The organism is Parasphingorhabdus litoris DSM 22379 (genome assembly GCF_020906275.1).
GTDB classification, from domain to species: Bacteria; Pseudomonadota; Alphaproteobacteria; order Sphingomonadales; family Sphingomonadaceae; genus Parasphingorhabdus; species Parasphingorhabdus litoris.
On the sequence record NZ_CP086727.1, the window covers coordinates 2,145,148 to 2,159,619 of the forward strand.

The following is a 14,472-nucleotide window of genomic DNA, read 5'->3' on the forward strand; positions in this document are numbered from 1 at the left end:
CTGGATGGCTCTTTCCCGGCATTGCACGTTTAGTTTCAATAAGACAGAATACCAAAATCACGTTAACCTTATTTTGATCATCGCTGCGTAATGCAGCTCTATGACAACGCGCGTTCTCATTGTCGATGACCGGCCAACAAATCTAAGGATTTACGCCCAGTTTGTGACCATCATGGGGGAGAAATACTCCTCCGTGACATTTGCTGATCCTGTCGAAGCCCTAGAGTGGTTGAAAAGAAATAGCGCTGAACTGTTGGTGGTGGACTACCGAATGCCACAAATGAATGGTGCAGAGTTCATCAAAAATGTGCGCAAAATGTCGAATTGCAGCGATGTTCCTGCAATTGTTATCACCGCGCATCAAGATCGTGAATGCAGACTGTCTGCGCTTGATGCCGGGGCAACAGATTTTCTACAAAGCCCAGTATCCCATGTGGAGTTTTGTAAGCGCGCGAAATCGCTTTTGACCAAAAGCGAGAAAAGCGTCAATTTGAGAAAACGCGCCTCAGAAATTGAGAGAAAGCATGCCGCACTCTCTGACGCGACTGATCATGATGCACCAGCAAGCAAGAGCATGTTGGAACAGATTATTGATACCATACCCATAATGATCAACGCCACTGATCGTTCAGGGCGATGCCTGTTCACGAATGCCTATCAATCTGCTTTGTTTGATAAGACACCTGATGAGATGGTCGGCAAGGATTTTGGTGAGATATTAGGTCCCGAACTTGCTCTAAACTCGGAGCGAAGGAATAATAGCGTTCTGAAAACAGAACAGCCCATTCCTCACTACGAAGAAAAGTTCACCAGCGATGGGGTGGAGCTTATCTTCCATTGTAATAAATCGCCGTTATTGAATCACAAAGGTGAGACGATCGGCGTTTTGACAACCGCCGTTGATATTACAGCCCGGAAATTTGCTGAAGAGCATCGCACGCATCTGGCCTTACATGACATGCTAACCGGCTTGCCCAATCGTGCGCTGCTGGCAGAAAAAGTCCGCAAGACCATAGATAACTGTGAAAAGACCGGTCAGGAAGCCGCGCTGTTGTTACTTGACCTTGATCGTTTCAAAGTAATCAATGACACACGGGGTCATCATAGTGGTGACACGTTGCTACGCGAAGTCGCTGATCGCCTGCTTGAAATAATTGGCCCAGACGATTTCGCCGCCCGTATCGGCGGTGATGAATTTGCCATCATATTGGGCAAAGTGGATGGCGCTGACACGATCAATTCACGCTGCACGAAGATTTTGAAGGCCATCAACGAACCTTATTCAATCAGCGGCGTCGAACAGGTTATCGGCGCAAGTATCGGTGTGAGCCTGATACCAACAGACGGCAACGAATATGAAGAATTGCTGCGCTTGGCCGACCTCGCAATGTATGACGCCAAAGCGAACGGTCGCAATTGCCATCGCTTCTTCTCGGAAGGTATGAACCAAATTGCGCAAGCTGATGCTGCGCTGGAGATCGAGCTGCGCGACGCACTTGGTCAAGACCAGTTTATTCTGGAATATCAGCCTATTGTTGATGCAAAAAGCTTGAATTATGTTGGCCTGGAGGCGCTGGTCCGTTGGGAACACCCAACTCGCGGGCGCCTGTTACCGGTACAGTTTATCAGAGTTGCCGATGACACCGGAATTATGGATAGCCTCGGCAAATGGGTTATTGCCGAAGTGTGCAGACAGATACGGCAATTTGCTGATGAAGGTATTGATCTTCCGCGTGTAGCCATAAACGTATCGCCGCGACAATTCCAAACGCAGAATGTTTGCGAAGAGATACTGTCGAATATTGAAAAGAACGACATTGATCCGTCAAAGATTGTGGTAGAGATCACCGAAGAACTGCTGCTGGACAATAACGACCATGTCCGCGAGTCTTTGAGTCGGTTACGCAAAACTGGTGTAGGTATTTCTATCGACGATTTCGGCACCGGCTATTCGTCTCTTCAGTATCTTCGGGATCTGCCAGCCAACTGCCTGAAGATCGATCGAACCTTCATATCACGCATTGAGCAATCTGCAGCTGATCGTGCCATCATCGGGACAATTTCTCACCTCGCTCATGCTCTTGACATGCGAGTCATTGCTGAAGGTGTCGAGAATGATGCGCAACTTGAGCTTTTGCAAGTCTCCGGTGTGGATGAAATCCAGGGCTTCAAAATTGCACGACCACAACGTGTTGAAGATCTACCCAAATTATTTGGCAAACCCCCGAGCCGCGTTTCAAGTGCCGTGGAGGGGTAGTCAGAATGCTTACCTTCAGCCCGCAAAAGCGGCAGGAGAAATCCGGCAAGCGCAAATCGCATCACCACCACCATCATCATCATGGCCACCATAGTCATCGTGGGGTAGCGGCGCGTGGTCGTGATCGCGAACGGGAAATGATCATCAACCGGTTGGTCTTGATCCTTATAACACTCTCTATCTCATTCTTTCTGGAAGCGCCCAAGGATATCATGCTGGGCTTTCAGATTCATCTGCTGTCGAGCTGGGCCATATTCATCGCTTACAGGCTAAATCCGGGGCCCAGTACCGCAAGGCGCATCGCCGGTCTATGCACAGATTTCGGGGTGTCCACTTATCTTTTCGCTATCGGCGGTGGGGCTGTCGCGGCTCTTTATCCTTTATATCTTTGGGTCATTCTGGGCTATGGCTTTCGCTTTGGTATCAAATGGCTGGCTGTCGCCGCAGCGATGGGAACACTATCGTTCGGCTGGACGGTTTTTAACGTTCCGTTCTGGCAAGAAAACATTTCGCTTTCATCGGGTCTGTTAGTCGGATTGATCATCATCCCCGCTTATTGCTCAACTTTGATCAAAAAAATATCGAAAGCCACCAAAGAGGCAGAAGAGGCCAACAAAGCAAAAAGCCTATTCTTGGCGAGCATCAGTCACGAACTTCGTACACCGCTCAATGCCATTATTGGATATGGTACGCATTTGCTGGACATGAAATTACCAGAAGCACAACAGCAAATGGTGAGCACCAGTGTTTCCGCTGGCCAGCATCTTCTCCACCTGATCAATCAACTGTTGAGCTTTGCGCGATCTGATACGCAGGAAGAATTACCGGAGCCCAAAAACTTTAGTATCGTCGATGTGATTACCGACGTTCGGGACATCATGCAGCTGGCCGCAGATGAAAAAGGTCTGACAATATTTTTGCAAGCAGAAGCGATGAGTGATCGGTTAGTGGCCGGGCAACTTGAATATATCCGCAACATATTGATCAACCTAACCAGCAATGCAGTGAAGTTCACACAATCAGGGTCAATCACGTTGAAATGCGGCATCGACACTGACGCAGATATCCCAGTGCTCTGGTGTTCTGTTACCGATACCGGCCCGGGAATAGCTGAGGAAGCGCACGAAAAAATATTCGGGGTTTTCCAACAGGAAGATGACAGCATTATCGACAATTTTGGTGGAACTGGCCTGGGTCTGGCGATCTGCAAGCAACTGGCACTGCAAATGGGTGGTGATATCAGTCTGGAAAGCGCCATCTCTGAAGGCAGTACGTTCACCCTAAGCTGTCCCATTGATATTGTCTCCGATGCGAAGATCAGCACAAAAGAGGAAAACTTCAGAATATTATCGCTGGGTTTTGGTTTGAATGGCCCCTCCATATCAAAGGATGAAGCCAAAAACGTGTATATCGATCACGTTCAGTGTGCGAAGAATGATCGATTGGAAGCAATTCTGAAAAACCGTCCATTAACATCCTACGATCTTGCCTTGCTCGACGATGAAATAGCTGAACAGCACAGAGATGATACGACTTTCTGGAACTATTTCCGCGATGCCAATTTGCCACCGGTCCTATTGTCTACGAATAGCAGCAAAGACTTGGACGAGATAAAACTGCGCGCTGCTTTCGCTTCGGTACTACCAGCTTCGGCAGATTTTGACGCCGTAAGGAGCGTTGTGCAAATCGGCTGTTCTTTCAATCGGACCGGTAAAAAGCCTGAGGATGACCCACAGCGGATCATCCGAACGTCAGTTTCATTGGACATTCTGGTTGCTGACGACAACCGCACCAATCAGATGGTTTTGCAGACAATCCTTACCAATGCTGGCCACAAAGTTGTTGTCGTGTTTGATGGTGAACAGGCATTGGACGAGCTTGAGAAATATTCATTCGACATCATGTTCCTTGATGTGAACATGCCAAATATTGGTGGTATTGAATGTTGCAAATTGTGGCGTCAAATTGAAGGTCCGCGCAACCCGATTCCTATCATTGGTCTGACCGCTGACTCCACCGAAGAAACAGAGAAGAAATGCTTAGATGCTGGTATGAATCTTCGCCTCACAAAACCAATAGAAGCCGGCGTATTATTGGATACGGTAGCCGAGCAAACAGGTAATTTTGTTGATGCGGAAGATGCCCAGATGCTCGGAGATCCTGATCCATTTGATGTTGTGCACACTATCGGACCAAAACCCGCACGCGACGTAGAACCACCCATCGATATGAAGCAAATGGAGTATCTTAAATCTATTGGCGACGAGTTGTTCGTCCGGTCAATAATCGATGCTTACATCGACGATACAGCAGACATCATGACCGCTTTTAACCGATCAGTCGATGAAGAAAATGTCGAAGATTTCCGTTTCCACGCCCATGCATTCAAAAGTGGCGCAAACAACGTTGGCGCCAGTAAATTGGCTGAAATGTGCTCGCAGCTCGAAGTGATTACAGAGACAGATTTCTCTGAAAGGCGTCATGAGTATCTTGCGCAAATTAAACAGGAAGTCTCTCGAATAAAGGATTTCCTTGAAAAGCCTCAAACGGCCGAAAAAAGCGATTTCGATAACGACGTGAGTGTCGCGAGCTAAATTGGGATCAAATAGCTCTCAACGAGCGCTGAATTCGTCGCTCTTGGGCCGCCGCTAACCGCTCCATTTTCCTCACATCCGATTCTTCAAGGTAAAGCGCAGTCTCCGCCCACATATCGGTAATTTCAAGCAACTCATCAATCGTTACCGGGTTGGAAAGGCGTCTCGCTTTATAAACAGCGCGCTCGGCGTGGAAACGTTTGCGGTTTTCTCTTGTATATTCAACGATGGCCTGCTCGCCCTTACCATCATCGGCGAGAATATCGACCACGCCAATATCGTACAGCTCTTCGGCTGTGAACAATTTTCCTTCCAGAATAAACTGTTCCGTCTCCCGGCGACTGAGACGCTGTCGAAGATAACTATAAGCCCCCATCCCAGGGAACAAGTTAAACAGTATTTCCGGCAAACCCAGTCGTGCACTGCGTTCAGCCACCAAGATGTCGAATGCCAAGGCATGTTCAAAGCCACCGCCCAGTGCATCACCTTGGACCAAAGCCATCGTGATGATTGGCGCACCAAATCCTGTACTATTGGCAAATTGCATGTGAACACAGGTTCGTGCATATTTTTTCAACGCCCCGAGATCCCGTCTTCTGATGCAATCGGCAAAATGTTTGAGATCACCACCCAGATTATAAATACCTGGCGTATGCGACCCACAGACAAAATACCGCAGTGGATCGGCCGTCTGCCCTGGATCCATGGCGTAGTTCGTGTGTATCCAATCCTGCACGAGTTGGATTTCGTCACCCAGTTCGTAAGTATAGCTGGGGCGAGATTTCTGATTCATGTAGCACCAGAAAATTTCATCGGATCTGTCGAACCGCAATTCTATTTCGTTGAACTTTTGTGTGAGTATGTCTTGTCCGAAACCACGCTGCGGTATGATCAATGAATCCGTTCCATCGACGGCCAAATCGGTCTCGACATCATTTACGGCCTGGCTTCTCAAATCCATATATACTCTCCACATAATCGGGGTTACGTCGAAACTCTGACGTAACAATAACCGAAGTGCTTGGGGCATATTTTTATGGCACGCCCCAAAAAGAAGCAAGTAAAAGTCAAACCATTAAATTATATCCTTAATGGACTTAAAAAAACGCCAGTCTTTGGCGCAACTTAGTGGTAAATAAGCGCTTGTAAAATTTGGTAAAATTGTAGAGAAAATCCCAGAAAAAGCAGCTATCAACTTTAACCTCGAACCGTTTACCTTCGGTAATAAATAAGCAGTTTCAACTGTTACTATCAACCTGCTTCGGCCTCTGAACCTGCTGATGCTCTTATCAAACCACGATAAGCTCGAACGGCCGACCTCCTTCCCTTGGTCACCTCAAAAACATCTTCGGCAATCGGCATGGCTACATTATATTTTTTTGCCAAAGCCATTACCGTCGGCGCACTTTTCACACCCTCGGCAACCATCAACATTTCCTCGATAATCTCGTCGATATTACGCCCCTTACCTAGCTCAACACCGACATGGCGATTGCGACTCAGCGGACTGGTACATGTGGCGATCATATCGCCCATGCCAGTCAAGCCGGCAAAAGTTTCAGGTCGCCCGCCCATTGCCACACCCAGTCGGGTAATCTCGGCAAGACCGCGAGTGATCAAAGCAGAGCGGGTATTGTCCCCTGCCCCCAGACCATCGCCCATCCCCACGGCGATCGCGATGATATTCTTCAAAACGCCGCCCAGTTCACATCCCAGCAAATCGGTATTGGTGTAAACGCGAAACAAACCCGAATGGAACAGCTGTTGAAGCTGTTTAACGATAATCTCGTCCTCCATGGAAATGACGCTGGCTGCGGCTTGCCCTGCCATAATCTCACGCGCCAAATTGGGGCCGGTTAATACGCCTACGGGATGCCCCGGCAGGACATCCTCAATAACCTCTGTCATGCGCTTGCCCGTTGACAGCTCGAGGCCTTTTGTCAGGCTAATAACCGGAACCCAAGGGCGCAGAAAGGATTTCGCTTCTTCGAGAACGGCTCTAAAGTTATTCGATGGAATAGCCATGACCAGCACATCAGCATCAGACACAGCCTCGCCAATGTCGCCGGTTGCTTCCAATGCCTCTGGCAAATGCGCATCAGGGAGGTATTTGCCGTTCCGATGATTTTCATTGATATCCCGAACAGTATCACTGTCTCTTGCCCAGATCTTTATCGGTGCATTGCGCGAAACAAGAGAGGCGACCGTCGTTCCCCATGAACCGCCACCCAATAGTCCAACGCGCAATTTCATAGCTTTTCCCCTGTTTTCTAGCGACTCCTCTTTCCGAGAAGTTCTATGCTTTCAGACTGACGGCAAATTTAATGTTTTGCAAGGAATGCCCGGTGCACGGCAGCAGTCTCTTTTGGTCTTTCGATCATCGGAATATGCCCCGTCTCCTCGAAAATTACCGCTTCACTATTCTTGATCCCCTCGTCCAAAACGGGAACGCAACTGACATCAATCAGTCGGTCATGACGTCCCCAGATGATGAGACTTGGGGCCATCACTTCGCCCAATCGGTCGTTAAGAGGATGATTGATACCGGCACCGGCAATCTGCCAGAATATCTTGTCCAATAGGTCCTTGTGGGCGTTGGCTTCCGCAAAAAAGAGTTTCTTGAAATTTTTGGGCATCGGTTTTGGTTTGTGGGAAACGAAAGCCATAAGCCTGTCGACATCCGATACACTGCTTAACGCCAGCGAATTTTCGCCTTTTTCAGCCGCAATGGCAAGTTCGCTTTTGTCTTCGCCCATGACGCCAGCATTGTTGAACAATGTGAGTGACGAGACTTTGTCCGGATATTCCATAGCGAACTGCAAAGCTATGAAACCGCCCATACTATTCCCGCCAATATGACATTTTGTAATGTTCATCGCGTCAAGAAAAGCGTTCAGCCGGTGGACCTGAGAAAGGATATCATAGTCGCGATCGAGTGACCGGTCGTTTTCTCCAAAACCCGGTAAGTCTGGTGCAATCAATCGATGATGTTTAGTGATATGAGGCGCATAGAGTGACCAATTGTCTTTATCACCACCAAATCCATGGAGCAGAACAACAGGAGCATCATTCCCGCGTCCACCTTCCAAATATGGCCAGACATTGTCACCTACTTTGACGGATTTTTGGCGCATTCCACCGCGCATCCGAAGCATTCCGGTCATCAGATCAAAAAGCGCTTTTGGAAGAAAGAAATAGGCTGCGATTATTGTCAATAAAAAGGCAGCAAAGATATATAGAATGATCATCATTGCGAAATTCCCCCATTCGCATTTGCCATCATTGGTGCGCTAATATGCGTGCAATCCAGTCGGTCATATCAGTAAGCACCATGTCTTTTTCGGGCTCATTAAAAATCTCGTGAAAAAGTTCTGGATAGATTTTCAGCATCTTCTCGTTGGAACCGATATTCTCATGGAGAAATTCTGAACCTTCGGGCGCCGTCAAGCTGTCCTGCCCACCATGCAGCATGAGCATGGGCAATTCTATCTTTGCGGCCTGATTCTGCACCAATTCCATATTGACCATCATTTCAGCCGCCAAACGCGCACCGATTTTGGTGCCTGATACCAGTGGATCCGCGAGATAGTCAGCGACGACCTTTGGATCGCGGCTTACACCAGAAGGGTCAAGCGCAAGAACGCCCATTTTCGGGGCTGCTTTTGAGAGTATTTTGCTCAGCGCTTTCAAGAAAGAAGATGGCTCTTCCGTTGCCTTTATTGCTGGCCCAGACAAAACTGCGGCCGCAAAACGGGATTGTTTTTTTAAGAGATACGTAGCGCCTATCAATCCACCTAGACTATGACCAACTAATATCATCGGCAGCGACTGCTGCGTCTCAGGCAACTGTTCAATTAATGCATCTAGGCCATCATGATAAACCGAAAACTCGGATACAAAACCATTGTCTCCGTTTGAATTTCCATGACCCCAATGATCCACTGCATGGACTGCGAACCCCAGTTTGGTGCAATGTTCAGCGAAATAGCCATAGCGCCCACTATGCTCATCATAACCATGAACCAATATGATCGCAGCTTTGATCGTGCCTTCTGGTATCCAGCTCTGACAATAGAGCGTATCACCCGCCGCCGCGGACGAAGCTGGTAGCGTCAATTCCCCTTCTTGATGCCTCAAGCTATTTTCCTTTTCACCGCAACCATATGATCGTGTGCCAGCTCTGTTTCATATTCAAATAAAATACGGTCCAAAGTCTGGCTGATCTTCGTTTGCGTGCGGACCATTTCAATCTTGGGCCATGTGGTACGCTCGCCAAGTTGAATGAGCTCAGTGATCTCTTCTACCGTTAGATCACTGAGAATTTTAGACGGGCTCCAAAACATTGTTGGCCGTATGATATTGATATCGCCCGTATAATCCTGGTTAATAACGGACAATGTCATATTTGCCATGCTATTCAGTCGCGGAAAATAGGACAATGGTTTCTGCATGATTTCGACATTGGCATTGAGCCAAGCCTTCATTGTCGAGGTGGTCGCATTTCTAATTGCAGAAATCGGCGTTCTTTGCTGTTTCACATCAGTGGCAAAAGGCGTGATCAGTGGATTGGCTTGGCTGACGATATGATGATTAACACCATAGAGTCTTCCTAGCCGCTTAGCAGGTAAATCGTGGGTTACAGAACCATCCACCCATTTGCGATTGGGTAAATAGGGTTTGCGTTCGCCTTTGTGGTCCTTGGCTGCCAACGTGACTGGCGGATAGACGCCGGGCACAGCGCAGGAAGCCATAACTGCTTCACGAATATAAACATTGGGCGAGGCAATAGCGTTTAAAAGGCGCGATGTCTGATGCTTTTCCGCCGGTGCGATTGAAACATTTAAGTGCCGTCCGGTCAGTTCATAAGCTTCCTGAAATGTGAGATCGGGAATCATCGTCGCGATCCGCTCACGTATCTCGTCAATTTTCAGACGCCTTGAACCACCGAATATACTCAAACCGGTCTGAGACGCTATTTCATCACTGCCTTCGGTGACCAGATTCTCAGGTTCAAAAAAGGGTGGAATTTCGGAATCTACATGTGTGCTAATCAAGGCACCAACGATCGAACCACCGCTAGAACCAGACATGATATGTGGCAAAAGACCTTCAGACCACAAAGCCTTTACCACGCCCATATGGAAATAGAGAAACGCACCTGATCCACTCATCAAAAAGGCTGAACGGCCATAGCAATGTTGGGCGCGGCGAAAGAAATCCAGTTTCTCTTCAAATGGAATATCATCAACCTTGTCGCTCGCCAGATATTCCAGCGAATTGACGATGGCATCGACATAGTCCTGGATCAGTTGCTTGGTACCGAATTTGGCTTTCTGGTGCAGGCGGTCATTGCCCATGCCATCCATATTGCCATGAATGCCTTCATTCAGTGCATAGAGCAGACCTGCATTATCCTGCGCTTTCCAAAGCTTCGACAAGCGCTTGAGCCGGCGGCGGATTGAGACATTATCGAAATGCTTGCTTTCATCCGCAGCCTTCCATTTGTCGACTCCGGTAGAGCGATCATGCGCAGCAGCAGCGTCAGACCATTCGGAATAATTTTCCGCCTGGGCCATCGCCTTTTCCATCTTCAAAGTGGTATTCAAAATCATATTTTACTCGCTTACTGAAAGACCGAATACACGTATTCCTGCAGAAAGACACCTGTTAACGGCAATATCCGCTGGTTATCCACTGCTTATTTCGCCTTGTTAACCGGCGTTTTTCTGGGTTTCTTTGACACCCTGCGGTACATAACCGAGCCATCTTTTGGTGAGGGAGAATTTTTTGCGGATGATGTTTTGGTTGTCGCTTTACGGACGCCTCCCGAAGTTTTGGCAGCTTTGAGTTGGTTGAAAGCCGCTAAGATACACTCTCGGAAAAACTCAATGTCGGGCATGATTTTGCGATCCGTCGTGATCGCAAAGGACATAGTGCCATTGTAACTCGGCGTCGCGATAAACAGCCCCATTCCATTACCTAAAGGCGCCATGCCATATTGGTGCGTTAGCTCTGCACCATTCATGTACATCGGAATTTGTGGCCCAGGAACGTTCGAAATAAACACATTGCTCATCTTGGGCGCAAAACGCTCGCTGGTGAGGATCTTGGCCACTCCAGCCATGGTCGCGCCTGGAATATGTTGGGTCAGATCAGTCATAATCCTTGCACTCAATCCGGATTTGGCCGCCTTCGTTTCCCTTGTAGTATTGCGGATAGCCTCCAATCGCTCCAATGGATTGGCAATATTAGTCCAAAGCTTCACCGTCATCGCGGTTATTTTGTTGCCTGGCGTATTTTCCTGCCCCTGCCGCTTTCGAGCATTGACCGGAGCAACGCCAACCAAAGTTTCTTTCGGCAATTCTTTATGCTTCATAAGATATTTGCGCAGTGCGCCGCTGCAGATTGCCAGCACAACATCATTAATTGTCGCGCCTTCAACTTTGGTTCGCATGGCTTTGAGATCGTTCAAATCGAAACTGACCGCATCAAACATCTTGTGCGGTGAAACAGCGCCATTGAAACGCGTTTCAGGAACCAAGAGACTTCCCCCCTCTCCCTCTCCAGCCATGTTCTTCTGCGCAGCGTCCCAAAGGGTTGGTGTCAATTTCAATACGGCATTAGCCAGCTTGACCGGTGACGTCAGATTGCTTGAAAGCGCGCGATTCATGACGTCCGAAGGAGACGGCACATCGCCATAGTCCCAATCGGAATGAGGCACTTCTATCGCTGGCGTGCCCTTTGTATCCATATCGCTCAGAGCGGTAAAAAAATAGGCGGCCGAAGCACCATCGATGGCGGCATGGTGCACTCGCGTTAAGATGGCATAGCTGCCCTTGCCATAGCCTTTGACACGATCCAGACCTTCGACGACATACATGTCCCAAAGCGGTCGGTTCATGTCCATGGGCTTGCTGAAATGGCGAGCTACGTGGATGCAAAATTGTCGCCAATCACCCGGCTCCGGCAGCCGCCCATGCGAAATATGGGCTTCGATATCGAAATGCTCGTCCTTAATCCAATAGGGGTGATCAACATCAAACGGTAACCGATAAAGCTTTCGTTTGAACACGGGCGATATATGCAACCGGCTGCGAACATGCTCAATTATATCTTTGAAGCGCACTTTCTTAGTCGGCGCGGTTGACGGGTTATAGACATAGACAGCCATGACATGAGTCAGGTTTTCGGGCGTCTGAATGTAAAGGAACTGGGCGTCTTGGGCACTAAGCTGATGCAACATAAGCTGCTCCTTTAGATCGGATAGTTTTAGTCAAAAATTTTGTCGGCAAGGCTCAACACTTCGAGGCGCGATTTTTCCATCCGCCGTGATAATGCCCGAAACTTACGAAGCAATGCTTTGCGCTTGGCAATGGTCTCTTCCGTTGTTTCACCGGTCAAGCCTTGGCTAGCAGCCATTTTAAAGCCGTTTTCGAACAAAATTTTGCCAATGGAAGCCTCACTGGTGATACGCCGCAACAGATACGCTTGGCGCCCCTCTTTCAGTGCGGATTCAACACAATGCTGCTTATCGATAACCTCACCAGGAGCCAATCGTGACAAGATATCCAATACAACAGTGTAAGACTCCACAAAGGGTAAAAATACAGCATGGCCAATCAGAGGCTGAAAGCGGTTGGTCAGGCTTTTAAGCAAGACACCGCCTTTGTCTAATTTCATTTCCCAATCAGGACAGGCGCGTGTCAATTCGGCTTCGAGATTTTTGCGATACTCGTCCTTGGGTGGATAGAAAAATTCAAATTTAAACAAATCACGCAATCGTTCCGTTTCTGACCAAAACACATCACGCGCAAGATTATCCTTTTCTTCTCTAGCCTTTAGTAGCGATAGTTCAATAATCGCTTTATCAAGAAAATGATGAATTATGGAGTTGCGATAATAGCTTGCTAAGGGGTGTTTTTCGGGTTGGATGGCATAAACTGTGCTAGACCCTTGATCATAGCGTACGAACAATCCGCTGTTCACAAGCGTATCGACAACCTTCTGGATGCCTTCCAGATTTTGACGCGTTAAATCGTCGCTGAAACGAATATTGCGTTCCTGTGCCCACTCAACAAAGAAATTTATCACTGCCCGCAACTCATCGGCGGTCATGGCCCTAGGTGCGGTGCCCAAAAGGCTCAAACACATTAAGGATGTTAGGGTTAGCGGCGTCGCACGGTTGGCCTCAACCGCAACTTCAAAGGCAATTTTAGAAAGCCCGATCCGGTCATCCGGCTCTGGTGCCTGATTTACAACAACCGGTTTGCCAAAATCAACGTATACCTTGCCCATTGGTTCCCGTAAGCTGCGGAGATAGCCGACGAACCAACTCAGTGATTCCGCCTTTTTTATACGCCCTGTTTGCTCACTAGCATATTCCTCAACATCACGAATGAGGTCGAAACTTGTGACAACGGGAATGATGTGGACATTCTCAATGTCATTCAGATTAGCACTATCCATGACATATTTAAGCAGTCCATAGCGTGGTGGCATAAGCTTTCCGAGCCGAGAACGCGTACCCTCGAACGCCCAGGTCATCGGAAACCGTTTTTCTAGTAAATAGCTGACATAGTGGCGCAAAACGAGCTTATAGACCGGATTATTTTCAAAGCTGCGGCGAATGAAGATCGTGCCTGCCCGGCGTAGAACGAAACCAAGCCCAAAAAAGTCGAGATTAATCCCGCCAAATACATGCACCATCGGTAGATCGTTTTGATAGGCCAAATCGGTTGGCGTTACGCCATCAATATAGGTTTTATGCGTGAACAGAAGCAGCGTTGGATGATCTCGCATCGTTTTACGCAATCGGGCGAGTTCATCCTTGTTGAAAACAATCTCATCTTCATAGCCTTGCGACAACATGAAGCGATCAAGCTTGGCTTTCATATCAATGAAAAAGGCGCTCGGCCGAGCGATCAACTCTTTCATATATTTAGCCGCTTCTTCGTATAGAGCTGCTTCTGGTTTATCGAGATCTGCCGCGAGGTCAGTCATAGCAGCACGAAATTTTGGGCTAGTCCGCAAGCCATCAGCAACAAACCTTGGAACTTTATAACGCCGTCCACGCAGACCACGCTCTTCAATATCCAAGACAAGCCCTGCTTGACGGACAACAAAACCCGCAAACTCGTTCTCACCGTCGCTTTGCACCTCAACGGGATTTTGATGTTCAAAGCGTTGCCGCAGGTCTCCAATCGTCGCCGGCTGTCCTATCAGACAATGTGCACGGCGCTTATTGCGAAGCAATATTGTTCTTGCCCGAAAACTGCCCGGGGTGCGAGGATCACCGAACAGAGCATGTCGCTTTCTCAAAGCGCGACTTTTCTCAAAATCAGGAATTCGCCACGCAATACGCACCGGTATTACCAGCGTATCTGGCTCAGCATCCAGTTTTCGAGTTAATTCCTTTAATCGCAAACGTGCACGTTCATCAGATATGGGAAGGCTAACCCAGTTTATTTCCTGGTCCGGACCGCCCTCGGCAAGGGAGGTATGCAACCAATCCAGAAGATAGCGACGCTCAACACGATTGCGTGCATCGATGACAAATAGTTTTGGCCCCTGTGTCAACAGGGGGACCGCTTTCGCTATTGCCGTCGATTCATCCATTCTGCC

General features: G+C 48.3%; 9 protein-coding genes. 2 read left to right on the forward strand and 7 right to left on the reverse strand.

What is annotated here, in order from left to right:
• The first annotated feature begins 100 nt into the window (after positions 1-100).
• Positions 101-2,257: a GGDEF/EAL domain-containing response regulator gene (locus BS29_RS10320; RefSeq protein WP_229953571.1), complete on the forward strand. Its 2,157-nt coding sequence runs from the start codon at positions 101-103 to the stop codon at positions 2,255-2,257.
• Between the two features lie 5 nt (positions 2,258-2,262).
• Entirely contained in the window at positions 2,263-4,851 is a 2,589-nt protein-coding gene (locus BS29_RS10325) for a response regulator (RefSeq protein WP_229953572.1), read from the forward strand.
• Positions 4,852-4,858: 7 nt separating this feature from the next.
• On the opposite strand, the gene BS29_RS10330 is transcribed toward BS29_RS10325, so the two are convergent.
• The 7 genes from BS29_RS10330 to BS29_RS10360 form a co-directional block, all read right to left on the reverse strand.
• Positions 4,859-5,770, reverse strand: a complete 912-nt coding sequence (locus BS29_RS10330; RefSeq protein ID WP_229953573.1) for a crotonase/enoyl-CoA hydratase family protein — start codon at positions 5,768-5,770, stop codon at positions 4,859-4,861.
• Between the two features lie 332 nt (positions 5,771-6,102).
• Positions 6,103-7,104 carry an NAD(P)H-dependent glycerol-3-phosphate dehydrogenase gene (locus tag BS29_RS10335; RefSeq protein WP_229953574.1) on the reverse strand — a complete coding sequence of 334 codons (1,002 nt, stop codon included), beginning with the start codon at positions 7,102-7,104 and terminating at the stop codon, positions 6,103-6,105.
• Between the two features lie 68 nt (positions 7,105-7,172).
• On the reverse strand, positions 7,173-8,102 hold the full coding sequence (locus BS29_RS10340; protein WP_229953575.1) for an alpha/beta fold hydrolase: 930 nt from the start codon (positions 8,100-8,102) through the stop codon (positions 7,173-7,175).
• 28 nt (positions 8,103-8,130) lie between these two features.
• Positions 8,131-8,988 (reverse strand): alpha/beta hydrolase, encoded by an 858-nt coding sequence (locus tag BS29_RS10345; RefSeq protein ID WP_229953576.1) that lies wholly within the window; start codon positions 8,986-8,988, stop codon positions 8,131-8,133.
• Positions 8,985-10,463 (reverse strand): DUF3336 domain-containing protein, encoded by a 1,479-nt coding sequence (locus tag BS29_RS10350; RefSeq protein ID WP_229953577.1) that lies wholly within the window; start codon positions 10,461-10,463, stop codon positions 8,985-8,987. The genes BS29_RS10345 and BS29_RS10350 overlap by 4 nt, the downstream gene beginning before the upstream one ends.
• Before the next feature lie 86 nt (positions 10,464-10,549).
• Positions 10,550-12,094, reverse strand: coding sequence for a WS/DGAT/MGAT family O-acyltransferase (locus tag BS29_RS10355; RefSeq protein ID WP_229953578.1), 1,545 nt, complete (start codon positions 12,092-12,094; stop codon positions 10,550-10,552).
• Between the two features lie 26 nt (positions 12,095-12,120).
• Positions 12,121-14,466, reverse strand: coding sequence for a glycerol-3-phosphate 1-O-acyltransferase (locus tag BS29_RS10360; protein WP_229953579.1), 2,346 nt, complete (start codon positions 14,464-14,466; stop codon positions 12,121-12,123).
• Between the last annotated feature and the right edge of the window lie 6 nt (positions 14,467-14,472).